Below are 26,187 nucleotides of genomic sequence, written 5' to 3' on the forward strand. Positions count from 1 at the left end.
TGTCCTGAATATCAGACTTCAAGTCCTGAATATGGAGACGAAATGGCTATCACTGGTCTGGGGCACACCGGCTTCTGGGTCGACGACCTGGAGAAGATGCGCGACTTCTACAGCCGCGTCATGGGACTGACCGTGACCGACGAGGACGAGGAGCGGCGCATCGTGTTCTTCTCGTCCCGCCCCGACGAGGAGCACCACGAGTTCGTGCTCCAGGAGGGCCGGACCGCCCCGGCCGGGAGCAAGCTCACGCACCAGGTGTCGTGGCGTGTGGACTCGCTGGAGTCGATCATCGACTTCCATCACCGGTTCCGCACCGAGGGCATCGAGGTCCAGCAGGAGGTCACCCACGGCAACGCGATCGGGATCTACTTCTTCGACCCCGAGGGCAACCGCAATGAGGTCTACCTGCGCATCGAGCGGGACGTGCGCCAGCCGTTCCGCAAGACGCTGAACCTCGACCAGTCTCCCGAGGAGATCTTCGCCGAGGCCGAGCGGTTGCTGATCGAAGGCGGCCCCGCCTACCAGCCCGTCCAGTGATCCACGGCCTGCGACGGAGCATCCTCATGACTGAACCACCACCGGCCACCCGGACGAGACCTCTTTCCCACCAGCTGCCCGTACTGGTCGTGGGAGCCGGTCCAACCGGTCTGACGGCCGCCCACCTGCTCGCCTCCCGGGGCGTGAAGGTTCTGCTGGTCGAACGCAACGCCACGACCAGCGACGCGGCCAAGGCGATCAGCCTTGACGACGAGTCCCTTCGCACCCTCCAGTCGGCCGGTCTCGACGAGGTGGTGTACCCGATCATCGTGCCGGGCACCGGGACCAGATACTTCGGCGCCGGTGGGCGCCCCCTCGTACACGCCCGCGGCACCGGCGACCAGCGATACGGCCACCCTTTCAAGAATCCGTTCGCGCAGCCTGACCTCGAACGGGTGTTGCGCGAGCAGCTGCGCCACCTCCGGGACGTCGACGTCCGCTTCGGCAACCGGCTGACGAACCTCAGCCGCCACTCCGACCGGGTGCGTGTCACCCTCCGGACCGGCGGCGAGGACGGACCGGTCGAGGAGGTGGACGTCTCCTACGTCCTCGGCTGCGACGGCGGCCGCAGCACCGTGCGCGACCTGCTGTCCATCCCCATGCAGGGGCGCAGCTTCCCCGAGGTGTGGCTGGTGGTCGACACGCTGGAGGACGGCCACGACCAGCGGTACGGCATGCACCACGGCGACCCCGACCGGCCCGTGGTCATCGTGCCCGGCCAGGGCGGCCGCTGCCGCTACGAGTTCCGGCTCAAGCCGGGCGAGTGCGAGGCGGGCACACCGCCGCCGTTCGAGCTGGTGCGTCAACTGCTGCACCCTTACCGGGAGATCACACCCGAACAGGTCGAGCGCGCGGTCGCCTACAGCTTCCACGCGCTCCTGGCCGACCGGCTGCGCGACGGCCGCTGCTTCCTGCTCGGCGACGCCGCCCACATGATGCCCCCGTTCGCCGGCCAGGGCCTCAACTCCGGTGTCCGGGACGCGGCCAACCTGTGCTGGAAGATCGCGGAGGTCCTGGCGGGACGGGCCGGCGACGCGCTGCTCGACACGTACGACACCGAACGCCGACCGCACGCCAGAGCTGTGATCGACCTGTCCGTGCGGCTCGGGCGGATCGTCATGACCACCAGCCGCCCCCGCGCCCACCTGCGCGACCTCATGGTGCGCGCCGCCATGCGCACCCCGCCCGGACGCCGGTACCTCACCGAGATGCGCTACCGCCCCAGCACCCGCGTGCACTCCGGGGCCGTCGTACCCCTCGAAGGCCCGCACCGGTCACTCGTCGGCACGCCACTGCCCCAGCCTCGCGTACTGCGCGCACCCCACCACGAGGTCACCCGGCTCGACGATGTCCTCGGTCATGGCTGGAGCCTGCTGGGGATCGGCGTGACCGACGCCGACTGGGCGACTGCCACCGCCGCGCCCGGCCTTCCAGAGGCCACCCGCGTGCACGCCTACCTGGACGACCGCGCTCCCCGGGACCACGCCGGCCGAATGGGAATCGCCGACGCCGACGGCCGCCTCGACGCCCTCTTCGCCTCACTGACCGGCCACTTCGTACTCGTACGCCCGGACCGACTGGTGGCCGCCGTGTTCACCCCCCACCAAGCGGGCCAGGTGGCCGCGGAGCTGCGCCGCTCGACCGGCAGCGCCGGGGCCGACACCTCTGGGGAGCCGGCTGCCCACTCTTCCCGCCTCGAACCCCACGTCCAGCCCCACATCCAAGGAGTACGCCGATGAGGCTCAGCACCGTCCGTCTCGATGGCGCAGACCGCACCGCGACAGCCGCCGCTCTGCAGGACGGCGACGAGTTCGTCCTGCTGCCGTACACCGACGTCGGCGCCCTGCTCGCCTCCGGCGAGGACTGGCAGGAACGGGCCGCGGGGAACGGCGACCGCGTCCCGCTCGACACGGTGACCCTCGCCCCCGTGGTCCTCCACCCGAACAAGATCGTCTGCCTCGGCCTCAACTACGCCACCCACATCAAGGAAATGGGCCGCCCGACGCCCAGCCATCCGACCCTCTTCGCCAAGTACGACGGCTCGCTGATCGGTGCCCACGACGACATCCACATGCCGCCGGTCAGCGACGACCTCGACTGGGAGGCCGAACTCGGCGTCGTCGTCGGCCGCCCCGGCCGACACATCCCCCGCCGCCGGGCCCTCGAACACGTCGCCGGTTACACCGTCGCCAACGATGTCACCGTCCGTGACTGGCAGCACCGCACCCGCGAATTCCTCTCCGGCAAGACCTTCGAGGCCACCACCCCCGTCGGCCCCACCCTCGTCACCCCCGACGAACTCCCACCCGGTGCCTCCGGGCTGACCATCTCCTGCAGCGTCGACGGCCACACGATGCAGAAGTCCAACACCGCCGACCTGCTCTTCGATGTGGCCGGCATCATCGCCTACGTCAGCATCATCATCACCCTCCAGCCGGGCGACCTGATCCTCACCGGAACCCCGGGCGGCGTCGGTGCCGGACGCGATCCCAAGGTCTTCCTGCGACCGGGCCAGGAACTCCTCACCGCCGTCGAGGGCATCGGCGAACTGCGCAACACCGTCGTCAAAGACAGTCTGTGACCGCGTGGAGGGCGGGCATTCCGGAAACGCGCGCCGCACCGCTACAGTGTCCGGCATGTCAGGAACAGCGTCCCCCAGCTACCGCGAGCGCAATTCCACCGCCGACCGGGCGCTGGACATCCTGACCATGTTCGACGACACGCATCTCGTCGTCTCCGGCACCGCGGTGGCGGAGCGGCTCGGCGTCGCGCGGTCCACCGCGTACCGCTATCTCCAGAGCCTGGTGGCCGGGCGCTTCCTCGAAGAGGCTCCCGGCGGCGGGTTCCGGCTCGGCCTGCGGGTCCTGGAGATCGCGCGAGTGGCGCGCCGCAGCTACGGCTTGTCCGAAGTCGCCCTGCCGTCGATGCAGGAACTCGCGGAGGAGGTGCGCGAGACCGTCCTGCTCACCCGCCGTACCGGGGACCTGGTGGTGTGCGTCGACCGTGCCGAGAGCGGAACCCGCGCGGTGCGGATCTCCTACGAACGCGGTAGCACGCTGCCACTCAACGCCGGCGCTTCCGCCCTGGTCCTGCTCGCCTGGAGCCCCGAGGACGAAGCCCGCCGACTGTTGCAGACGGCGGAACTGCGCCGCTTCACCCCGGCCACCCTCACCGATGTCGACGCGCTGATGGAGCGCCTTGCCCGGATCCGCCGTCTCGGCTACTCGGTCACCCGCGGCGAACTCGACCCCGATGTCGTGGGGATCGCCGCCCCCGTCATGTTCCCGGACGGCCAGGTCACCGCAGCGGTGAGCGTGGCAGCGCTCGCTTCCCGCGTCTACCCGGAAGCGGAGGCGGAGTTCGCCCAGAAGGTCCGGGCCACAGCGAACGAGATCAGTGAACGCCTGGCCCTCACCACGGACGGGACTGTCTGAAGAGACACTCCCGAGCGGTCGACGACAGAGCCGCTCACTTCGTCGGACAGGTGGTACCAGCCGTGATGCCGTGATCTCCGGCGTGCCCGCCTCCCGGCTGCGGGCCCGGCTCGTCAGCATGGCCGCCGAACTCGGCATCCCGGTCATCGCCGTCGACCCCGCCTGCACCGGCAAAGGGGGCGCCCGGCACTGGCAGCCCCGATCAGTCTCCGGGAACGGTAGACCTCAGGACCCTTCCGAGTGGGACCGGGGTACCACTCGCGTGCCGAAGTGTCCCCCGTGGTGCCACAGATGCGACCGGCGACTTCCGTAGTTTCAAAGGCAGATGCCGCGGGTGGTCCGCGGCCGAGGCGAGGAAGGCACGCCCGTGATCGAAGTACGTGATCTGACGAAGCGTTACGGGGACAAGACGGTCGTCGACCACTTGACCTTCACGGTCAAACCAGGTGAGGTGACCGGCTTCCTGGGCCCCAACGGCGCCGGCAAGTCCACGACCATGCGCATGATCATCGGCCTGGACGCTCCCACCGAAGGCTCGGTCACCGTCAACGGACGTTCCTACGCCGGGCACGCCGCGCCGTTGCACGAGATCGGCTCCCTGCTGGAAGCCAAGTCCGTCCACCCGGGGCGCACCGCGTTCAACCACCTGATGGCACTGGCGCACACCCACGGCATTTCGCGCCGCCGCGTGGACGAGGTCATCGAACTGGCCGGGCTGACCAGCGTGGCCGGGAAGCGGGTGGGAGCCTTCTCCCTCGGCATGGGCCAGCGGCTCGGCATCGCCGCGGCCCTCCTCGGCGACCCGGCGGTCGTCATGCTCGACGAACCGGTCAACGGCCTCGACCCGGAGGGCGTGCTGTGGGTGCGCAACCTCCTCGCCGGGCTGGCCGCGGAGGGCCGCGCCGTGATGCTCTCCTCGCACCTGATGAGCGAGACCGCGTTGATCGCCAACCATCTGGTGATCATCGGACGAGGCCGGCTGCTCGCGGACACCAGCGTGGACGACTTCGTCCGCGAGGCCGGCGGCGGCGGGGTGAAGGTGGCCACCGCCCAGGCCGCGAAGCTGCGTTCGCTGCTGGCCGGCCCGGATGTCACGATCAGCTCCTCCGCCGACGAGGAACTTCTGGTGTCCGGACGTGATGCCCGTGAGATCGGCGCGATCGCCGCTCAACACGGTGTGGCGCTGTACGAACTCAGCCCGCAGTCCGTCTCCCTGGAGCAGGCCTTCATGCAGCTGACCCACGACGCCGTCGAATACCACAGCGCCCCCGCCGAGACCGAGCGAAAGGCCGCCTGATGACTACCACCGCCCTTGCCTCTGCGCCCGCCCCTGCCCCTGCCCCCGCTCAGACGGTGGTCCGCAAGGTGACCGGCCGCCGGGTGCTGCGTTCGGAGTGGGCCAAGTTCTGGTCGCTGCGCTCCAGTTGGATCACCCTGGGCGTCGCCGTACTCCTGCTGATCGCTCTCGGGGCGATTGCCTCCGCCACCTACAGCCCCGACGCCACGGCCGGCCAGCCGCCCGGCCCCGGTTCCGGCTCCGGTACCCAGGACGCGGTCAGCCTGGCCCTGCTCGGCTCGACCTTCGCGTCGCTGGCCGTGGGCGTCCTCGGAGTGCTGATGTCCGCGGGCGAGTACACCACCGGCATGATCCGGTCCACGCTCGCCGCGGTTCCACGGCGGCTGCCGGTCCTGTGGACGAAGAGTGCCGTCATCGGGCTCATCACGCTGGTGGCCACCACGATCGGCGCGCTGGCCGCGTTCCAGCTGGGCACCCTGGGCCTGGACGGCGAGAAGATCGCACTGTCCCTGGGCGACGACGGTGTGCTGCGCAGCCTGGTCGGCGCCGGCGTCTACCTCGGACTCGTGGCCGTGTTCGGCGTGGCCCTGGGCATGCTGCTCCGCTCCAGCGCCGGGGCCATCGCCGTCCTGGTCGGCATCCTGCTCATCCTCCCCGGCCTGGCCAACCTGCTGCCCGACTCGTGGTACGACACGATCAACCCCTACCTCCCCAGCAACGCGGGATCCTCCATGTACGCCCTTCACCAGGCCGCGCACACCCTCTCGCCCGGGGCGGGGCTCGCGGTCTTCGCCGGCTGGGTGGCGCTGACTCTCGCCGGGGCGGCCTTCCGACTGGTCCGGACCGACGCCTGACCGGCGAAACGGTGACAATGGGAGCCATGAGTCCGAGCCGAGCGGCAACCGCCGCCGACACCGGCCAGGGGGCGTCGCTCACGACGTCCCCTGGCCTGGACGCCGCCTGGGCGCACCCCCTCCTGGGCTGTGTGCTGCGCGGCCAGAGCCGCCGGCGAGAGCTGGACCGACGATATCCATGGGTGCTCGACACGGCGGTGGTCCTGCTCGTCGCCGCTGTCAGCCTGCCCGACCTGCTCTCCCCCGGTACTCTTGGCCCCTTCGGGGAAGCGGGCCTCCGCCAACCACCCTCCGGCGTCCTGTTCGCCTTCGCCGCCGCCCTCATCGCGCCGCTGTGGTGGCGCCGCAAGGCGCCGGCCGCCACGTTCCTGGTCATCTCGCTGATCTCCCTCGCCCAGTGGTCCCTGGGAATCTGGCAGCAGGCCGGCGTCAGCGCGCTCGTCGCCCTGTACAGCCTGGCCCTGCACGGTTCACTGCGCGCACTGCGCTGGGCGGCCGCCCTGACCGCCGCCGAGCTGGTCCTGGCCGCGACCGTCCTGCTGCCGGTCCCGCATCCGCTGCTCGGCCTGTTCTTCCTGCTGGGGACGGCGACCGCGGCCATCACCGCCGGCCTGACGCTGCGCATCCGCCGGATGTATCTGGCGACGCTGGAGGACCGTGCCTCCCGCCTGGAGATCGAGCGCGACCAACGCGTCCAGCTCACCGCCGCCGCCGAACGGTCCCGGGTCGCCCGCGAGATGCACGACATCCTCGGCCACAATCTCTCCGTCATGGTCGGTCTCGCCGACGGCGCCGCGACCCTGGCCGCCAACAGGAACGAGCAGTCCGCAGAGGCCCTGCGCCTCCTCGGCGACACCGGCCGGCAGGCCATGGGCGAACTGCGCCGCGTGCTGGGCGTCCTGCGCGAGAACCAGGACGACGTACGGATACTCAGCCCGCAGCCGGGGCTCGACGATGTGGACCCCCTGCTGGCGCGGGTCCGCGCGGCGGGGCTGACGGTGACCTACCGGACCGTGGGCCATCTCGACTCACTGGGCAGCGGCGTACAACTCACCGTCTACCGCATCGTCCAGGAGGCGCTGACCAACACGCTCAAGCACGCGGGTACCGGCTCCACCGCCGAGGTCGCCGTGGCCGCCGACGCCGGCACGGTGCGGGTACGGATCGCCGACACCGGGACACCACCGGGGGCGAGCGGGCAAGTGAGCCCCGAGCCGAAGACCGACGGCCCCGGACACGGCCTGGTCGGCATCCGTCAGCGGGCCGCCATGTACGGCGGCACCGTCAGCATCGGCCCCCGCGGCACCGGACACGGCTGGGTCGTGGACGTCGCACTCGACATGTCCTCCGCCCCCCGCCCCTCGGCATCGGGAGAACACCTGCCATGACCACTGTGCTGATCGCCGACGACCAGCCCCTGCAGCGCCTCGGCTTCCGCATGCTCCTCGAAGGCACCCCCGGCCTGACCCCCGTCGGCGAGGCAGAACACGGCGCCGAGGCCGTCCGCCTGGCCGCCGAACTGCGACCCGACGTCGTCCTGATGGACATCCGCATGCCCGGCATGGACGGCCTGGAGGCGACGCGCCGGATCGTCGGAACCGGCGGCCGTACCCGTGTGCTCATCGTGACCACCTTCGATCTCGACGAGTACGCGTACGAAGGCCTGCGCGCCGGCGCCAGCGGCTTCCTGCTCAAGGACGCCCGCCCCGAAGAACTCGTGGCGGGCATCCAGGCGGTCGCGACCGGTGACGCCGTGGTGGCCCCCAGCCTGACCCGGCGGCTGCTGGACGCCTACGCCCATCAGGTCCTCGCACCGACCGGCACGCCCGCGCCGGCGGACCCCCGGCTGCAGACTCTCAGCGACCGCGAACGAGAGGTCCTGGTCGCCATCGGCCACGGCTGGACCAACACGGAGATCGCCGAACGGCTCGTCCTCACCGAGTCCACGGTGAAGAAACACGTCGGGCGGGTCCTCGCCAAGATCGGGGCGCGCGACCGCATCCAGGCCGTGATCATGGCGTACGACGCCGGGCTGGTCAGAGCCAGGCAGTGACAGCCTGCACTGCCGTGTCATGTCCACGGCGTTGCGAGGAAGCGCCTCGGCCGCGACACCGCCAGACTCCCCGCCTCCCGCCTCACTCTCCCTGGCCGAGCGGGGCTCTGATTACGCAGAGCGACATTGTCTGCCCGTCCACGGCACAGTCAGCGTCGTGAACGACGGTTCAGGCCGGATAAACGCGCATGGGCAACGAAGCCCAGGAGCGCAGAGTGTTGTTGGGGTGCCGGCGCGGTGTGTCGGTGAGCTCGAACCGCTCGACGCGGCGGGCCAGGGCGGTCAGCAGCGCCTCGGCCTCCAGGCGGGCGATGTGCTGACCGACACACTGGTGGATGCCCATGCCGAAGCCGACGTGTCCGGAGGGATCCCGGGCGAGGTCGAAGCGGTCCGGGTCCGTCCAGCGGCGTGGGTCGCGGTTGGCGGCGCCGAGGAACATCAGGATCTTCGTGCCCTCGGGGACGACCGTGCCGGCGACACGGACGTCGGTGGTGGCGGTGCGGAAGAACGTCTGCACGGGCGACTGCCAGCGGACCGCCTCATCGAAGGCGACCCGCGCCAGCTCCGGCCGCTCACGCAGCCGCTGCCACTGCTCGGGGTGAGTGGCGAAGGCGTACAGAGTGGCCGCGAGTCCGTGCACGGTGGTGTCGACCCCCGCGGTGAGCAGCGAGCGCACGACCAGGGGGGCCTGTTCATACGTCAGGTCACCGCGATCGGCGGCAGCCCAGATCCGGGCGCCGAACCCATCCTCGCTCAAAGCCTCACGCCGGCACTGGGCCTTGACCCAGCCCGCCAGCTCGGCCACCCGGTGTGCGTCGGCCTTGAGGAGCTCGTTGACCGGGCCGAAGGAATTGAAGGCGAAGTTGCCGTAGGGCAGGAGGTTGTCCCTCCCATCCGGCCCGAGGCCCACGGCGTCCGGGAAGACCTGCAGCGGGAACGCCTTTGCCAGCACCGCGAACGCGTCCAGCTCCGACCCGTCCGCGAGCACGTCGTCGACCATCTTCTCGGCTGCTGTGTGCCACGCCTCGCGGAGACGGCGCAGCGCGGGCGGGGCGAGGATCTCGCGCAGGACCCGGCGCGGTGCGTCGTGCCGGGGCGGGTCGGCCTCCAGCAGCACACTCGGCGGGCGCCACGTCTCCTCGTGGCGGAAGTTGGCCAACCCCACGCCCGAGCCCGACTCGAACTGCTGCCAGTCCACCAGAGCGGCGTGCACCTGTTCGTAGCGGGCAAGGGCGTGGACGGCATAGCGCGCCAGATACACCACCGGTCCCGCCTCGCGCAGGGCTTGGTGCAGCGGTTCGGGATCGAGAAGGACATCGGGGGCGAACGGATCGACGTCACTGACAGGCGGTACGACGGTGCCTTCGAGGGTCTCGGTCACAGCGGCTCCTTGGAGAAGGACGAGGGCTTACAGATCAAGGACGAGACGGTCGCCACAGGAGCGGGACACGCACAGGAACATGCAGTCGCTCGCGGTCCGTTCATGATCTTCGAGGATGGAGTCCCGATGGTCAGGGAGCCCGTCCAGCACCGGCGTCAGGCAGGTGCCGCAGGTCCCCTGCTCGCAGGAGGACAACACCTCCACGCCCGCCTGCCGCACCGCATCGAGCACGGAGACCTGCGGGGTGACGGTGACGGTGCGTCCTGTGCGCCGCAGCTCGACCACGAAGGACGTGTCCCGCACCGGCGCGGCCTGGGCCGCTGCGGTGAACCGTTCGGTGCGCAGCGCGTACGACGGCCAGGAGTCGCAGACCGCGCCCACAGCGTCGAGCAGGGGACCAGGACCACAGCAGTAGACCTTGGTGTCCGGCCGCTGTGTACCCAGCCAGGCCGCCAGGTCCAGCAGGCCGAGTTCGTCCTGCGGTACGACGTGGACGCGGTCGCCGTACGCCGCGGTGAGCTCGTCCCGGAACGCCATCGACGCCCGGGTCCGGCCCCCGTACAGCAACTGCCAGTCGGCGCCGAGGAGATGAGCCTGGCGCACCATCGGCAGCAAGGGGGTGATGCCGATGCCGCCCGCGACGAACAGATACGTCTCCGAGGGCACCAAGGGGAAGTGGTTGCGCGGTCCGCCGAGCCCGACCCGGTCGCCCGGTCGTAGGCGATCGTGCACGTAGGCGGAACCGCCCCGGCTCGCTGGCTCCCGCAGCACCGCGATCCGGTAGGTGTACGGGTCCCATCGGTCGCCGCACAATGAGTACTGCCGGATCGTCCCGTCGGGCAGAACCAGGTCGATGTGAGAGCCCGGTGTCCAGTCCGGCAGGCGTGCGCCCGCCGGGTGCGTGAGGGTGAGGGCGACCACGCCCTCGGCCACCGGCTCCTTGGCGGAGACTTGCAAGGTCACTGAGTTCGCGGCGTTTCTCGGCGCCGGCAGCCCCGTGCCGACAGCGGACGTGCTGTCCGCAACCACGCTGTTCTCGACCACGTCGTCGCCTCCCGTCATTGGGTTGCAGGCAGGATGCGCGGTGGGTGCGACCGGTGGCGACCGCGTTCTCAATCAGTGAGAGACGAACTTGCCACGCTTGTCATCTCGGCGTCGCACTGCTGTGACGCGTGGTGCGCGAGTGTGGCTCGTGCCTCTGCGGGTCGGGTGCGCCGAGAGCATGAGAAATACCGCGGGCGGCGGTCCGTACCACGGGGACGACGGACTGTGCACCGGCCTCGTTGGGCACGATCACGGCCAGTGCCGCGACGACATCGCCTCGGCCGTCGCGCACCGGAGCGGCGATACCGAGGGCTTCCTGATGGACGTATCCCGGGCAGTACGCGTATCCCTGTCGCCGGACTTCGGCCAGTACGGTTCGCAGCCGCGCGGGGTCGGCCGGGGTGTCCGGGGTATAGCGGTGCAGGGGCCCGCTGAGCAAGCGTTCACGTAGGTCGGCCGGGGCGTGGGCGAGCAGCACCAGGCCGGCGGATGAGACATGCAGCGGGAGGCGGCCGGCGATGCGCGTGTAGTTGATGACAGCGCCCGGCGCCGACAGCCGCTCAAGGAAGAGGACCTCGTTACCGTCCAGCACACCGAGTTGCACATGGTGCCCGACAACGTCGTGCACCCCTTCCATGAACGGCATCGCCGCGTTGCGCACGGACAGGGTAGGAGAGGCGCGGGTGACCAGCTCCCAGACGCGCATGCCGATGCGAAGGCGTCGATCCGCGTCCCGCGTGAGGAACTCGTGCGAGACCAGCTCGGCCACGAGCCGCGACGCGGTCGCCACATGCAGTCCGGTTCGCCGGGATATCTCGGACACGGTCAGGGCCGGTTCCTCTGGCGTGAAAGCCTCGAAGATCCGTACGATCCGTGACAGGACCGACTCGCCCATCTGTGTTCTCACCCGGCCATCATCAGGCGTCACCGCAGAGTGTCAAGCGAGAGAACAACCGCAGCAAGCGGGCAGCTGACCGCATGGGTCCAGTCGTCTGTCGAGGCCCGAACATCTGCAAGATCACACCAACGGGACCATCGCCACCGATGCGGGCCGGCCCGGGGCGGGCACCGGCCCGCATCGGCCCGCGATCAGCGACAGCCGGACATGACCTCACGCGGCCGAGGCCGACAGCGGCATCCGTGTCGGGGCCCGCGCACGCGCTTCCGCCGGTCAGGGGCGGCCTACCCCGCCGAAAGCGCTCGGACAGCCGTCATCGGGCGTTGAAGCAGTAGGACCCCGCCCGCGCCCGGTAGACCTTGTAGGCAGCGCCACCGAAGGTGTCGTCGCGGACGAAGGCCACATCCTTGGGCGCGGTGACCGGCTTGTCCACTGTGGGCACCCAGATCTCGGCTTCGGTGTTGTACGGGACAGTGACCGCGAGGTCGATCCTGCCGTCGTCGCGACGCCGCCACCGCGAGGAAACTCTGCCACGCACCGTGTCGATCGAGGCGCTGACGTGATCGAGGGTCGTAGGTGCCAGGTCGGTGTCCTCGGTGTTCTTCGGAACGCGGCTGTTGACCGCGACCGAGGGGATGCACGGGCGGATGCGCAGCGTCTCGTATGCGGTCGAGGTCGGCTTGATGCCGGCCAGGCTCTGGTAGAACCAGGTGGCCACGTTGGAGCGGTAGTGGTGATTGACCGAGAGCCGGTCGGTCCACTGTTCCCACAGTGAGGTGGCGCCCTTCGCGATCTGGTACACGTACCCCGGGGCGCCGGTCTGCGTGACGGCCTTCAGCGCCACGTCCGTGTGGCCGTACTCGCTGAGGATGTCGAACTCGTAGCGCGAGCCGTACATGTCGTTCTGGATGTGCTGGTCCGCCGCCACGATCCGGTCGGCGAGCAGCTTCGCCAGGGCCTTCTTGTTCTCGGTGAGGGTCTTCGTGCCGGCCATGTGGCGGGGGTCGTCGGGGTTCAGGTCCGAGCCGGGGACCAGGTCGAAGGCGATCGCCATGGCGTTCTCGCTGGAGAGGCTTCCCTGGGTGAAGCAGCCCTTGGACGGGTCCCAGTAGTTCGTGATGAACGCCTTGCGCAGGGTTCGGGCGAGCTTCGCGTAGTGCGAGGCGCGTTCGGGACGGTCGAGCCTGCGTCCCACCTCGTCCATGTAGTCGCAGAAGTGGATGTAGAAGGCGAGGCTGATGACGGCGTTGCTGCCGGGGCTCTCCGCACCGGAGTAGGCGCCGAGAGACGCTTCGAACCTGTAGTCGTTCTCGGGGGTGAACAGCGTCTCGTAGTACGTCAGGAGCCTGTCCTGGTGGTCGTACAGTTCGGCGAACAGACTGCTGTTGCCGTAGTACGTGTACAGCTCCCACGGGATGACGAAGTACGCCGAGTCCCAGGCCGGCACCGCCTTCCACGCGGCGTTCCACCCGGGGGTGCGGTCGTAGCCGTAGCCGCCCTTGGCGATGGGGACGAACATGGGCAGCTGGCCGGTGGAGATCTGGGTGTCGGGGAAGTGGCGCAGGTAGTTGGTGAGGACCGCGTTGACGTCCCAGGTGAGGGACTGCGACTCGGAGCTGGCCATGGCGTCGCCGGTCCAGCCGTTCTTCTCCCGGGACGGGGTGTCGGTGGGCTTCTGGACGAGGTTGTTCTGCTCGGCCCACTCCAGGTTGCGCTGGAGGCGGTTGATCAGGGCGTTGTCCGTGGTGAAGGTACCGGTGCGGGCGAAGCCGGAGCGGGCGACGGCGACGGTCAACACACCCGCGTCCCGCTCCAGGTCGGGGGTCCGCCCGAGGACGGCCTCGAGGTTCATGACTTCGAGGTAGCGGAAGCCGAAGTGGCTGAACTGCTGTTCCCAGGTCTGCGTCGGCTGTCTGCCGAGGGTGTAGTAGTGCGTCTGGAGATCGGCGTCGTGCTGGTAGTTCTCCTCCTCGACGGAGAGCGGGGAGGCGGCCGTGCCATCGCCGGCGACGATCCGGTTGCCGCCGCGGATCCGCAGCGTCAGACCCTCCTTGCCGGGACGTATGCCGGTGAGCCGCAACTGGACGAGGCCCGTGAGGATCTGGCCGTAGTCCAGGACCCAGACGCCTGACCGGGGGGCCGTCTCGGTGAGGGAGACCGGGCGCAGCGTCTGGTTGACCAGCACCGGCTCCGCCTCATGGGCCCGCAGGACGGCGGGTTTGAAGCCCTCGGGAACCGTCGTGGCCGGGAGCGTGCCGTGGTACTTCGGTGACGGGCCGGAGCAACTGCCTGGCGGGATCAGTACGGTGGCCGGACGCCAGCCGCGGCCTGTGCGGTAGCCGACCGAGCGCCAGTGCCCCAGCTCGTCCGCGCGCCGGGCGTCGTACTTCTCCCCCGAGTACACGGAGTCGAAGGATGTGGGGCCGTCCGCGCACAGCCAGTCCTCGTCGGTGACCACCGTGGTGGCGGAACCGTCGGTGTGGGTCACGACGAGCTTCGCACGCAGGCGGGGCTGTCCGACGTAGGGGGCGAGCTGCCAGTACCACTCCTGGGGCGTCGTCAATCCGTACCAGCCGCGCCCCAGTTCGGCGGCGACGACATTCTCCCCGCCCGCCCGGAGCAGCGTGGTGACGTCGAAGGTGTCGTAGAGCACCGTACGGTCGTAGGTGCTCTGGTCGGTCAGCAGCCGGGGCACGTTGGTCCGGCCCCGGTTCGCCGACCTGCCGTCTACGGTGATCGAGGCGCCGTTGACGGTGAAGGTGACGTTGCCGGCGGCGCTCAGGTGCAGCCGGGCCTTGGCGACACGCCGCCCACGCGGCAGCCTGAACGCGCGGCGCAGTACCGGCGCCGGGTTGGCGATCGGCAGCACGCTGTTCTTGGCGGGGATGTACGGGTTCTTCGGCGGGAAGGTCAGGCCGTTCGGGGTGCCGATGCCGGCCTCGAAGGGGTTGGCGCCGGTGGTGAGGTCCACGGAGAAGTCGCGGGCGCCGGTGCCGGTCACCTCGACGCGGCGGACGGTGGCGGAGGTGCCGCCGGCGAAGCCGAAGCTTCCGTGGCGGCGGATCTGGTCGCCGGTGAGGGTGCGGCTGTCGACCTCCACGCCGTTGACGGTGGTGGTGACGGTGAGTCCGACGGCGGCCACCTCGACCGTGTGGTCGCGGATGGCCCAGGTGTCCCTGGTCAGGCCGGTGGAGGCGGGGAGGCTGACCGTGGCGACCGGGACGGTGCGGGTGCCGGCCGTGGTGGGGTTGGTCTCGCTCTGCGGGTCGTAGTGGTTCACGCCCCAGTCCGGCTCGGAGGTGCCGTCGTCCACCCAGGTGTTCCCGGCGTAGTGGCTGGTCCTCATGACCAGCTGCATGTCGTCGCCGTTTCGCCGGATGGTCCAGTTGAGCCCCTCGCCCCAGGTCTTGCCGATGGGTTCGGCGCGCAGGAGCAGGGACAGGCCGCTCGCGGGATCCGCGCCGCCCCTGAAGACCACGGTGGCGGTCTGGTCGGCCCAGTCGTGGTCCTGCGCGATGCGGCCGCCGATCCACTGTGCGCCCGACCAGTCCTTCTCGCCCTTCAGCAGGCCGGTCTCCCACAGCGCGGGCTCGCTCCAGGAACTGGGCTCCGTGTCCTCGTCCCAGGTCCGCACTCGCCAGAAGTACGCCTGCTCGGACCGCAGCGCGCCGCCTCCGTATGCCACCTCGGTGCTGTTCGAGCCCGCCACCCTGCCGCTGTTCCAGATGTCTGACTTGCCGGGCCCGGTGCCGACCTGGACCTCGTACGCGGACTGCCTGGCCACCGGAGCCACCCAGCTGAACGTCGGCGTGGTCTCCGTGCCCAGGGGCCGGATTTGGGAGTTCACCTGCAGGTCTGCCGGAGCGGAACCACGCCTGACGGATGCCGCGTTGGCGTCCTCGGCCGCGGCGAGCGGGAGCGAGGCCCCGGCTGCCGCAGCCGACAGGATGCCGAGCATATGTCGGCGGCTCAACGCACTTCTGTTCTCTTCAGCCATGGATCGGATTCCTTTCATCACCGCGTTGGATCGGGGCGTCCCCTCCGCGATCCGGATGGTTGAATCGTTTCAATACCTTCCAAGCGGAAAGCTTACGAACGCCCTGGCCGAAACACAATGGTCCGAGGCAACGGGGGCGCGGCGCCGCCGTCCGAGCGACCTCGTAACGCGACACCTCCGCACCTGGCGACCGCCCACTCTCATGTAACGAACTGATTACGAAGCCGAAGGACGGACTTCCTCCGCGTGCGATGTCGGCCTACGTTCCAGCGACGGCTAAAACCAACCATGCGGTAAGTATTAGCGTCACGGCTCATTCCCGTCACGAACCGGGCACGTCACCTCGTCCCGTGCCCGCCCGATCAGCGCCCGCCGCTGATCCCCGTGCCCTGACGCAGGGCAGGCGCGGCCAGGTCCACCACGACCGACACGAAAGAAGGCAGTCGACATGACCGAACTCGCCCCTGGGTTCCTCTGGGGGGCCTCCACCGCTCCGCACCAGATCGAGGGCAACAACGTGGGCAGCGACTTCTGGGCGAGCGAGGGGCGCGTGCCGGGGATGGAGCGCAGCGGTGACGCGTGCGACAGCTATCACCGGTACCGCGAGGACATGCGGTTGCTCGCCGACGCCGGCCTGAACGCCTACCGCTTCGGCATCGAGTGGGCCCGGATCGAGCCCGTCCCCGGCCTGGTCTCGCGTGCCGAACTCGCCCACTACCGACGCATGATCGACACGGCGTTCGAGCTCGGTCTCACCCCGGTCGTGACCCTGCACCACTTCACCAGCCCGCTCTGGTTCGCCGAGGAGGGCGGCTGGCTCGGCGACCGGGCTGTGGAGCGGTTCCGAGCGTACGTCGAGGCGGTCGTCCCGATCCTGGACGGCGTCGAGTGGGTCGTCACCATGAACGAGCCGAACATGCTGGCGATCATGGTCGGCATGGCACAGGCCATGCAGAGCCGGCAGGACGCCGGACAGTGGCAGAGCCCCACGGTCGACAACGAGGGGCCGCGCCCGCAACTGCCCGCCCCCGACGTGAAGATCGGCGCGCGGCTGGTCGAGGCACATCACGCGGCCCGCAAGGTGCTGCGCGAGCGCACCGGAGCGAAGGTCGGGTGGACGGTGGCCAACCGCGCGTTCGTCGCTCGCCCGGGGAGCGAGGAGAAGAAGCGGGAGCTGGAGTACGTCTGGGAGGACCTCTACCTGGAGGGGGCGCGCGGGGACGACTTCGTGGGTGCGCAGTCGTATTCCAGCCAGTGGGTCGGCCCGGAGGGCGTCGAACCCCACCCGCAGCACCCGGACAACACGCTCGTGGGTACCCCCTACCGGCCCGACGCCCTGGGCATCGCCGTGCGGCACACCGCCGAAGTCCTCGGCGGCATGCCCATCCTGGTCACCGAGAACGGCATCGCCACCCACGACGACAGCCGCCGCATCGCCTACACCGGCGAGGCGTTGGAGCACCTGCTCAAGGCGATCGGCGACGGCGTGGATGTGCGCGGCTATCTGCACTGGAGCCTGCTGGACAACTACGAGTGGGGCCACTGGGAGCCGACGTTCGGGCTGGTGGAGGTCGACCGTGAGACCTTCGAGCGCCGCCCCAAGCCCAGCCTCGCCTGGCTGGGCGAGACCGCCCGCCGTATGCGCGCCTGATCCCACCGAAGCTGGAAGGACTCATGATGCAGGTATCCGTACCCGACGTCTCCCCCCGGTCCCTGGCCGAGCTGATCTCGCTGACCGGGCGGCGCGCCGTCGTGACCGGCGCGGGCCGCGGGCTGGGCCGGGCCATCGCAGCGCGCCTGGTCGAGGCGGGAGCGGACGTGCTCGTCGCGGATGTCGAGCGGGAGCTCGCGTCCGCTGCCGCCAAGGACCTCGACTTCCGTGGCCCCGGGAGGACGCTGGCCGCCCACACGGACGTCACCGACGCCGGGAGTGTGGCCGCGGCCGCCGACCTCGCGGTCCGGGAGTTCGGCGGGCTCGACATCTGGGTGAACAACGCGGGGATCTTCCCCGCCGTACCCGCGCTGGAGATGTCCGGCGAGGCCTTCGACGAGGTGTTCGCCGTGAACGCGCGAGGCGTCTTCCTCGGCTCCCGGGAGGCCGCGCGCCGGATGAGCGAGGCCGGGCAGGGGGGCGTCATCGTCAACGTCGTCTCCACGGCCGGGTTCCGCGGGACGGCTCCAGGGCTCGCCGCGTACGTCGGCTCCAAGCACGCGGCGCGCGGCATGACCCGCCAACTCGCCCTGGAGTTCGCACCGTTCGGCATTCGCGTACTGGGGGTCGCCCCGACCTTCGTGCCGACCGAGGGGAACATGGCGGCAGCCGCCGCGGCCGGGGTCCCGCTGGACTCCGAGGAGATCCTGTCCGTCATGCGGCCGGGCCCGCTCGGCCGGCTCGGCGTGCCCGACGACATCGCCCGCGTGGTGCTGTTCTGCGCGAGCGACCTGTCCGCCTTCATGACCGGCAGCACGCTCCTCGCCGACGCCGGTGAAACGGCCTGATCCGCCGGCCGTCCCCACCCACCGCTGCCCCGCACCGACGCAGAGGAACCCCATGCTCTCGCCCCGCACCAGCCCCACCCGCGACATCGTCAGCCTCGACGGCCTGTGGCGGTTCGCCCTCGACACCCGCGCCGGCTCCGCCCCGTGGAGGTCACGCCTCACTTCGCCTCTCGAAGCCCCCGTTCCCGCCAGCTACAACGACCTGTTCACGGACGCGGAGATCCGCGACCACGTAGGAGTCGTCTGGTACCAGCGTGATGTACGGGTACCGCGCGGCTGGGCGGAGCAGCGGGTGGTCCTGCGCTTCGGCTCCGTCACCCACGCCGCCCAGGTCTACGTCGATGACCAGCTCGTGGCGGAACACACGGGCGGCTACACACCCTTCGAGGCAGACCTGACCGGACTCGTCCGGCCCGGCGCCGAGTTCCGGCTGACGGTCGGCGTCGACAACCGGCTGACCAACGAGACGATTCCACCGGGCACGCTCACCACCGGGCCCGACGGCCGCCAACGCCAGTCCTACCTGCACGACTTCTACAACTATGCGGGCATCGCGCGCCCGGTCCGCCTGTGCAGCACACCACCGACCTACGTCGAAGACGTCACCATCGTCACCGCGCGGGACGGCGCGGACGGCATCGTCGACTACCGCGTCGAGATCGCCGGGGAGACCATCGACGCGACCGCCGTCCGGGTGCGCGCGCTCGACGAGACAGGCCGGACCGTGGCACAGGCACACGGACCCGAAGGCTCCCTTCGCGTAGAGGACGTCACCCTCTGGCAGCCCGGTGCGGCCTACCTGTACGAGCTCGTGGTGGAGCTGGTCGCCGAGGACAAGACCGGCGCGGAGGACGTGGTCGACAGCTACACCCAGCCCTTCGGCGTCCGCACCGTCGAGGTGCGGGGGCCCCAGTTCCTCATCAACGGGGAGCCGTTCTACTTCACCGGCTTCGGCAAGCACGAGGACACCCCGGTGCGCGGCAAGGGCCACGACGACGCCTACCTCGTCCACGACTTCCAGCTCCTCGAATGGACGGGCGCCAACTCCTTCCGCACCTCCCACTATCCGTACGCCGAGGAAGTCCTCGACTACGCCGACCGGCACGGCATCGTCGTCATCGACGAGACCGCCGCCGTCGGCCTCAACCTGGGCGTCATGGGCGGCCTCACCGGACAGGCGCCGACTCCGACCTTCGCTCCGGAGAACTTCGGCGGGGTCACCCGCGACGTCCACGCGGAGCACCTGCGGGAGCTGATCGAACGGGACAAGAACCACCCGAGCGTGGTGATGTGGTCCCTCGCCAACGAGCCGGCCTCCAACGAGGAGGGCGCCCGCGAGTACTTCGAGCCGCTGGTCGAGCTGGCCCGCAAGCTCGACCCGACCCGCCCGCTGACCTACTCCGCGGTCATGTTCGCGACGCCGCAGAACGACCTGGTCGGCGACCTGTTCGACGTACTGAGCATCAACCGCTACTACGGCTGGTACGTCTTCACCGGCGACCTCGCCACCGCCGAACGGATCCTCGAACAGGATCTGCGCGGCTGGGTCCAGCGCTTCGGCAAGCCGGTGATGATGTCCGAGTACGGCGCCGACACCCAACCCGGCCTGCATTCCGTGTGGGACACGCCGTGGAGCGAGGAGTACCAGAGCGACTACCTCGCCATGTACCACCGTGTCTTCGACCGGATCCCCGAGTTCGTCGGCGAGCATGTGTGGAACTTCGCCGACTTCCAGACCGCCCCCGGCATCCACCGCGTCGACGGCAACAAGAAGGGGGTCTTCACCCGCGACCGTCGGCCGAAGACGGCCGCGTTCGCCCTGCGCCGCCGCTGGCACGGCCTGGCCGGGCGCAAGCCCGGCAGCGGGACCGCCACCGGCTGACCCCCGCAACACGGCCACGCCCTCACGGCCCGGCACTCGCGAAGGGCTGAACCCACACCCCGTCCTCCACCACCCCGCGAGGCGCGCAGCCGAGCCGCCGTAGACGCGCACCACCGGTCGAGCCGATCACGGACCGGAGCGGGGTGGCACGAGGTCCGTGGTCCCCACCGATCGACGAAGCGCAGGTCGGTGGTTGCTCCCCACCTTTGCGTGCCCTGTCCGGCCAGCGGCCCTTCTCCTGCGCCCTGGCGGCGACGGCCGCCCCTCTTGCAAGCGTGTGACAAAGGAGTCCTCATGCCTCACGACGATCGGGACATCGGTGTGGCAGTACCCTCTCCGACGGTGTCGGCACCGGACGGAGACGGACACCCGGCCGATCCCCCGGCCCCCGCGCCGGAGGTGGAGGCCCCTCCGCTGCAGAAGGTCGGCAGGGCCTACCTCACCTGGCTGATGCTCGCCAGCTTCGGCGGCTCGCTGGCCCTGATGGTCCCGCTGTCGTACTCGCTGGCGCTGCGGATCTCCGATCTCGCCCCCGGGCACGAGGAACAGCTCGGCTACCTCACCGGGTCCGCTCAGTTCGTCTACCTGCTCCTCAGTCCCGTGATCGGTGTGTGGAGCGACCGGACCCGCTCCCGCCTCGGCCGCCGGACCCCCTTCATGATCGCCGGTGCGATGCTCGGCACGGTCGCGCTCGTCGGGGTGGCGCTCGCGCCGACCGTTCTCACGGTGGGCCTGGCGTGGGTCGTCGGCATGACCGGCTGGTCCACGACCGGGCAAGCCATCCAGAACGTCCAGGCGGACCGGGTCCCCGAAGAGCAGCGGGGCCGCATCTCGGCCCTCACCGGCGTCATGACGCAGATCGCTCCGGTGCTCGGCATCGGTATCGCCTACGCGGTGTCCTCCAGCACCCTCCTGGTCTTCGTCGTCCCCGGTCTCCTGGGCGCGGCCCTGGTGGTCCTCTTCCCGTTCTTCAAGCCCGAGGGCGACTCCCGTGACCTCGTGCACACCAGCGGCGTGACGCTCAGGGACCTGGTGACGAGCTACGGGTTCAATCCGCGCAGGTACCCCGACTTCGGCTGGAACTGGCTCGGCCGCTTCGTCTTCTTCATGGGCCTGTACTTCAACACCACCTTCGGCACCTTCTTCTACGCCCAGCGGCTCGACGTGCCGGTCAAGGAGGTCGCCGGCATCGTGGCGGCGATCGGCGTGATCGGAGTGGTCGCGGCCACGGGCGGCGCCATCGGAGGCGGCTTCCTGTCCGACAAGCTCGGCCGGCGCAAGCTGTTCACCCTGATCGGCTCCGCGCTTTTCGTCGCCGGGGCGGTCACGGAGGCGTTCGCGCGCTCGTTGCCCCAGCTCATCGTCGGTGCCGTCGTGATGCAGCTCGCCATCGCGGTGTTCAGCGCCGTCGACCAGGCGATCGTGTTCGCCGTCCTGCCCGACCGGGCCCAGGCCGGCCGCTATCTCGCGGTCGTCGCCTTCGCCCAGAAGATCCCCAGCGCCCTCGCCCCGCTGATCGCCCCGCTCATCATCACCATCGGAGCCACCGGCGGAGAGAAGAACTACACGCAGCTGTACCTGATCGGCGCGGTCCTCGCGCTGGGCGGCGGTCTCATCGTGAAGTTCAAGGTCACGTCGGTCCGGTAGCGGCGCCGGCAAGCGGTCGCCACAAGCACCCCGTCCCTCCTCCAGAAGGCAGAGCATGCACAGCGCACCGTACGACCTGGGTATCGACAGCGGCGGTGACCAGTTCCCCGTGTCGGGGCCCACCCCGCGTCTGTCGTGGAAGCCACCGGCGCAGACGTCAGGCCCGGTGTCCTACGAGCTGGAATGCGCCGTCGACGGCGAGAAGCGACCCGCAGTGACGACCGCCGACAGCCACCACCGGTTCGTCCCCTGGCCCTGGCCGCCGCTGACCAGCGGCCTGCAGGTGGCCTGGCGGGTCCGCGCCCTCGATGCCGAGGGTCCGTCGCCGTGGTCGCCGTGGCACGCCTTCGAGGTCGGATTCCTCGACGAGGACTGGCAGGCGCGCTGGATCTCGCCGAACGAACCTGGTGATCCCGGATACGGCAGGCGCCCGGCGTACGTGCTCTCGGCGCGGTTCGCAGCACGGGCCGGGGTGCGTTCGGCGCGACTGTACGCGACGGCGCTCGGTCTGTACGAGGCGTATGTGAACGGCGAGCGGGCCGGCACCGCCCATCTGTCGCCGGGATCGACGTCGTACGACCGCACGCTGTATGCGCAGGCGTCGGACGTGACCGACGCCGTCCGCCCGGCCGGCAACCGGATCGAGATCGTTCTCTCCGACGGCTGGTACCGCGGACAGGTGGGCGCCTTCCGGCAACCGACCGGATGGGGCACGGTGCTCGGCGCGCGGGCCGAACTGCACATCGCCTACGAGGACGGATCTCACCAGGTCGTATGTACCGACGAGACCTGGAGGTCCGCGACCTCGGCCGTCACCAGGGCCGACCTCATGGACGGACAGACCACCGACTTCCGCGCTGGACCGGGCGACGAACAGCCGGTCCTCGTCGACCGGGTGGAGGCACCCGCGATCGGCTGGTCGCCGGCACCCCCGGTGCGGGTCGTCGAGTCGCGCCCCGCCCGGTCGGTCGAGCAGATCGAGGACGGGATCTGGATCGCCGACTTCGGCCAGAACGCCTCCGGCTGGATCGACCTGAGCGACCTCGGCCCGGCCGGGACCCGTACCGTCATCGACTACGGCGAACACATCGGCCCCGACCGGAACCTGACGACCGGCCACCTGGACGCCACCCGCCCCGGGCAGGCCCCGATCCCCTTCGTCCAGCGAGACGAGGTGATCTCCGCGGGCGACGGTGAGACGTTCGAGCCGCGTCACACCGTGCACGGCTTCCGGTACGCACGCATCCGCCGCGACGGCTCCCCGCTCGACCCGGCGAGCGTCACCATGCGCGTCGTCCACACCGACCTGCGCCGCACCGGCACCTTCGCGTGCAGCGACGACGACCTCAACCGCCTGCACGAGATCGCCGACTGGAGCTTCCGCGGCAACGCCGTCGACGTGCCCACCGACTGCCCGACCCGCGAACGCCTCGCCTGGACCGGCGACTTCCAGGTCTTCGCCCCGACCGCCACACGTCTGTACGACGTCCTCGGCTTCAGCCGCAAATGGCTGCGCTCCGTCCGCGACGACCAGTTGCCCGACGGCCGGATCGCCAACTTCTCGCCCGACGGCCGCCGTATCAAGCACCACCTCGACGACCAGTTCGCCATGATGACCGGCTCGGCCGGCTGGGGCGACGCGATCGTCGCCGTCCCCTGGGAGCTGTACGAGTCCTACGGCGACGAGGCGGTCCTCGCCGAGAACTGGGAGGCGATGGTCCGCTGGGTCGAGTGGGCGCTGCAGACCGCCCGCACCGCCCGCCACCACTCCCGTATCGAGCGCTCGGCGGAGCCACTGCCGCACGAGCAGTACATCTGGGACGGCTCCTTCCACTGGGGCGAGTGGACGGAGCCGAAGGCGAAGGCCGCCGACGGCACCCGCATCGACCCGGTCCAGGCCGACCCCGTCGCCTGGTTCATGGCCGACAAGGGCGAGGTCGGCACGGCGTTCCTGTACCGCTCGACGTCCACCCTCGCCCGCATCGCAGGAGTGCTCGGCCACACAGAGGCCGCAGCCCGCTACGCCCAAACCGCCGAGCGTGTCCGCGACGCCTGGCGCACCGAATTCCTCACCCCCGACGGCCGCACTACCGGCGACACCCAGGCCGGCTACGTACGCGCCCTGGCGTTCGGACTCGTCCCGGGGGAACTGCGCGAGGCCGCCGCCGCACGCCTCGTCGAGCTGATCCGGGCCGCCGGCACCCACCTCGCCACCGGCTTCCTCTCCACCGGAGACCTGCTCCCCGTCCTGGCCGACACCGGCCACGCCGACATCGCCTACGAACTGCTCTTCCAGCGCACCGCGCCTTCGTGGCTGTACATGCTCGACCGCGGCGCGACCACCATCTGGGAGGACTGGGAGGGCGTCGACGACCACGGCACCGCCCACGACTCCCTCAACCACTACAGCAAGGGCGCCGTGATCCGCTTCCTGCACACCCACACGCTGGGGCTGCGGCAGGCACCGGGATCGAGCGCCTGGGAGTCCTTCGAGGTCACGCCCGTCCCCCATCCCTCACTGACCTGGGTCCGGGGCACCCATGAGTCCCCTCAGGGCACCATCGCGGTCGAGTGGCGAAGGACCGGCAACGAGCTCACCCTCACGGTAGAGGTGCCGCCGGCCACCACGGCACGTGTCGTGTTCCCCGACGGCGGCATCCGGGAGTCTCTTGCGACCGGCACCTACACCACCACTCGTCTTTTGGGGTACGGGAGTTGAGATGACACCGGCGGCTTGCTGCGGGAGACGGATCCGGAGCTGCCGCAGCTCACATCGGCGGGAAGGGGGATCACCGCGCCCTCCGCACGCGAGCCGAACTCGCCCGCCGTGGGATCGAGTGCGACGGTCGGCCTTGTCGAGACGCGGTGCCATGATGCCCTGGACACCAGGTCGCCGCCCTTCGCCAACAAATTTCAACCATATGGTAGGTTTTGTGCGGAGCCGTTACGCGCGACCTGTCCGGACCAGTTCCGACGAGGAGGGTGAGCGAACCGTGGGTCAGGCAAAGGCGCGGGGACCGTACGCCAAGACACCGGCACGCAGGGCGGAGATCGTGCGGGCGGCGCGCGACAGCTTCGCCGAGCACGGCTACGCCAAAGCCTCCCTGCGCGACATCGCGGAACGGGCCGGCATCACCCACGCCGGACTCCTGCACCACTTCCGCAACAAGGACGAACTTCTCACCGAGGTACTGGCCGACCGCGACTCCGAGGAGTGGCGGCAAGGTGTCGACGAGGTCGACACCCCCGACCGGCTCGGCCCCTATCTCGCCGAGCTCATCCGCCACCACCAGAAGGCCCCCGAGTTGATGCGCCTCTGGATCGAGCTCGCGGCGGCGGCTTCCCGGCCGGACCATCCCGCGCACACGTACTTCGTCGAGCGCTACGAACGCAGCCGCGCCCAGTTCGCCGACGGATTCCCGGACGAGGCGGCCCGCGGCAGACTCCGCGAGGACGTCACCCCTGAGAGTGCCGCGATACTTTTCCAGGCCGTGCTCAACGGGCTGCAGTTGCAGTGGGTGCTCGACCAGAACCTCGACATCGTGGGACCGGTCAACGACTTCGTACGGCTCCTGTTCGAGCGGGACGAAGCCCGCTGATCTTGCCGAGACCCCAGCGGAACGCGTCGTTCCTGCCCGGCAGATGCTTCAAGTCCCCGCCTGCGACCGCTGCGCGACGCGGAACACGAGCCAGAACCGTCGGCTGATCTTCCTGCGCAATCAATCCGACGGGTTCCGGCGGAACGACGTCCCGGGTCCGGCGTACACGGCCGTCGGCGGCGGCAGTCTGGCGAGTGATCCGAACAAAGGGCTTGCCAGGGGGTGGGAAAGCTCGTGCTTGACTGCCCAGAGTCGGCCACCGGCCCTCAGGCCCGGGATTCCGAGGAATGGATCGTGAACAGTGGCGCCGGCCGGGTCGCTCAGCGACAGGTCGATCCATGGTGGCAGGAGGACCAGTCGGGTGGGTGTCTGCGCGCCTCGCCGGATCAGCTGCTGCGGGTCAGCCAGGGTGAGGCCGCCGTGCCGCGGAATCGCCGATGACGGTGACGACTTACTGTTGGCGGCCCCGATGTAGGCGCCACCGTGCGCGCCGCACTGCGAACCAGAACGTCATCGAGCCGCCACAGTGATGGAGGGCAGGCGGGTGTGCTCGACACGTGGTCGTCTCACACCAGCGGCATGAAGCGCAACAGGCTTTCTGGGCCTTGCTTGATGAGGTTGCGTGGCATGGGGAAGGACCCTCACGTGGTCCAGGACGGTGCACTGCGCCAGGGGCATGTGTGGTCGCCGCGATGGTGGTCATGGCCCCTCGACGGTCATCGAATCGGTTCGATGGAAGCTAGCACCGAGAAACCTGGCCTTCAAGAGACTTGACGAACGCTGCTCGGTTACGGATGGTTTACGCCCGGCTGGGAACAGGGTGTCTCTCCGCCGAATTCGACGCCTGGTCTGCCGCTGAGAAGAACGCCACCTGGGCAGAACGCGTCTTGCACCCTTGCGTGCAAGGTTTCCTAGCCGTTACGGAAAGTTCGACATGGGGCATTGACACCCGTCCGGCCCCCTCCTACCTTCACTTCACGCGAACCGGTTCGATGATTGGCATCCAGCCAATCTTCTTTTTTGACGTCGTCGAACCGGTTCGACTTCACTCAGGAAGGAGTTCCC

Annotated in this window: 18 protein-coding genes and 1 pseudogene; 15 read left to right on the top strand and 4 right to left on the bottom strand. The window is 69.8% G+C overall.

The features are described 5' to 3' along the window. The first annotated feature begins 42 nt into the window (after positions 1–42). The 9 genes and pseudogenes from AC2XR2_RS19500 (at position 43) to AC2XR2_RS19540 (ending at position 8,175) form a co-directional block, all read left to right on the top strand. Positions 43–537, top strand: coding sequence for a VOC family protein (locus AC2XR2_RS19500; protein ID WP_491515817.1), 495 nt, complete (start codon positions 43–45; stop codon positions 535–537). A gap of 26 nt (positions 538–563) precedes the next feature. Next, positions 564–2,276: a bifunctional 3-(3-hydroxy-phenyl)propionate/3-hydroxycinnamic acid hydroxylase gene (locus AC2XR2_RS19505; protein WP_491515818.1), complete on the top strand. Its 1,713-nt coding sequence runs from the start codon at positions 564–566 to the stop codon at positions 2,274–2,276. Next, positions 2,273–3,118: a fumarylacetoacetate hydrolase family protein gene (locus AC2XR2_RS19510; RefSeq protein ID WP_491515819.1), complete on the top strand. Its 846-nt coding sequence runs from the start codon at positions 2,273–2,275 to the stop codon at positions 3,116–3,118. The genes AC2XR2_RS19505 and AC2XR2_RS19510 overlap by 4 nt, the downstream gene beginning before the upstream one ends. Positions 3,119–3,173: 55 nt before the next feature. Further along, on the top strand, positions 3,174–3,971 hold the full coding sequence (locus AC2XR2_RS19515; protein WP_491515820.1) for an IclR family transcriptional regulator: 798 nt from the start codon (positions 3,174–3,176) through the stop codon (positions 3,969–3,971). A 70-nt stretch (positions 3,972–4,041) separates the two neighbouring features. Beyond that, positions 4,042–4,167: pseudogene (locus tag AC2XR2_RS19520) on the top strand (transposase family protein); the annotation flags it as partial. A gap of 171 nt (positions 4,168–4,338) precedes the next feature. Further along, complete coding sequence (locus tag AC2XR2_RS19525; protein WP_491515821.1) at positions 4,339–5,268, top strand: ABC transporter ATP-binding protein; 930 nt, start codon at positions 4,339–4,341, stop codon at positions 5,266–5,268. Beyond that, the gene (locus AC2XR2_RS19530) at positions 5,268–6,122 is read left to right on the top strand and encodes an ABC transporter permease (protein ID WP_491515822.1); all 855 of its coding nucleotides are present in this window, start codon (positions 5,268–5,270) and stop codon (positions 6,120–6,122) included. Before AC2XR2_RS19525 ends, AC2XR2_RS19530 begins: the two co-directional genes overlap by 1 nt. Positions 6,123–6,148: 26 nt before the next feature. Then, the gene (locus AC2XR2_RS19535) at positions 6,149–7,510 is read left to right on the top strand and encodes a sensor histidine kinase (protein WP_491515823.1); all 1,362 of its coding nucleotides are present in this window, start codon (positions 6,149–6,151) and stop codon (positions 7,508–7,510) included. Next, on the top strand, positions 7,507–8,175 hold the full coding sequence (locus AC2XR2_RS19540; RefSeq protein ID WP_491515824.1) for a response regulator: 669 nt from the start codon (positions 7,507–7,509) through the stop codon (positions 8,173–8,175). The genes AC2XR2_RS19535 and AC2XR2_RS19540 overlap by 4 nt, the downstream gene beginning before the upstream one ends. Before the next feature lie 169 nt (positions 8,176–8,344). Here AC2XR2_RS19540 and AC2XR2_RS19545 read toward each other — a convergent pair whose 3' ends face one another. From AC2XR2_RS19545 to AC2XR2_RS19560, 4 genes are all read right to left on the bottom strand, one after another. Then, on the bottom strand, positions 8,345–9,556 hold the full coding sequence (locus AC2XR2_RS19545) for a cytochrome P450 (RefSeq protein ID WP_491515825.1): 1,212 nt from the start codon (positions 9,554–9,556) through the stop codon (positions 8,345–8,347). Between the two features lie 27 nt (positions 9,557–9,583). Beyond that, positions 9,584–10,600: a PDR/VanB family oxidoreductase gene (locus tag AC2XR2_RS19550; RefSeq protein ID WP_491515826.1), complete on the bottom strand. Its 1,017-nt coding sequence runs from the start codon at positions 10,598–10,600 to the stop codon at positions 9,584–9,586. 100 nt (positions 10,601–10,700) lie between these two features. Then, complete coding sequence (locus AC2XR2_RS19555; RefSeq protein ID WP_491515827.1) at positions 10,701–11,495, bottom strand: IclR family transcriptional regulator; 795 nt, start codon at positions 11,493–11,495, stop codon at positions 10,701–10,703. Between the two features lie 316 nt (positions 11,496–11,811). After that, positions 11,812–15,471: a family 78 glycoside hydrolase catalytic domain gene (locus tag AC2XR2_RS19560; RefSeq protein ID WP_491515828.1), complete on the bottom strand. Its 3,660-nt coding sequence runs from the start codon at positions 15,469–15,471 to the stop codon at positions 11,812–11,814. A gap of 472 nt (positions 15,472–15,943) precedes the next feature. Here AC2XR2_RS19560 and AC2XR2_RS19565 point away from each other — a divergent pair, with 472 nt between their 5' ends. The 6 genes from AC2XR2_RS19565 (at position 15,944) to AC2XR2_RS19590 (ending at position 25,122) form a co-directional block, all read left to right on the top strand. Then, positions 15,944–17,146 carry a glycoside hydrolase family 1 protein gene (locus AC2XR2_RS19565; RefSeq protein ID WP_491515829.1) on the top strand — a complete coding sequence of 401 codons (1,203 nt, stop codon included), beginning with the start codon at positions 15,944–15,946 and terminating at the stop codon, positions 17,144–17,146. A gap of 23 nt (positions 17,147–17,169) precedes the next feature. Next, on the top strand, positions 17,170–17,994 hold the full coding sequence (locus AC2XR2_RS19570) for an SDR family NAD(P)-dependent oxidoreductase (RefSeq protein WP_491515830.1): 825 nt from the start codon (positions 17,170–17,172) through the stop codon (positions 17,992–17,994). 52 nt (positions 17,995–18,046) lie between these two features. Continuing rightward, positions 18,047–19,876 carry a beta-glucuronidase gene (gene uidA, locus AC2XR2_RS19575; RefSeq protein ID WP_491515831.1) on the top strand — a complete coding sequence of 610 codons (1,830 nt, stop codon included), beginning with the start codon at positions 18,047–18,049 and terminating at the stop codon, positions 19,874–19,876. A gap of 294 nt (positions 19,877–20,170) precedes the next feature. Continuing rightward, positions 20,171–21,523 (top strand): MFS transporter, encoded by a 1,353-nt coding sequence (locus tag AC2XR2_RS19580; RefSeq protein WP_491515832.1) that lies wholly within the window; start codon positions 20,171–20,173, stop codon positions 21,521–21,523. A 55-nt stretch (positions 21,524–21,578) separates the two neighbouring features. Next, entirely contained in the window at positions 21,579–24,242 is a 2,664-nt protein-coding gene (locus AC2XR2_RS19585; protein ID WP_491515833.1) for a family 78 glycoside hydrolase catalytic domain, read from the top strand. A 274-nt stretch (positions 24,243–24,516) separates the two neighbouring features. Next, positions 24,517–25,122: a TetR/AcrR family transcriptional regulator gene (locus tag AC2XR2_RS19590; protein WP_491515834.1), complete on the top strand. Its 606-nt coding sequence runs from the start codon at positions 24,517–24,519 to the stop codon at positions 25,120–25,122. Positions 25,123–26,187 lie beyond the last annotated feature (1,065 nt).

This window comes from Streptomyces sp. LS-MS-L19, from assembly GCF_058382285.1.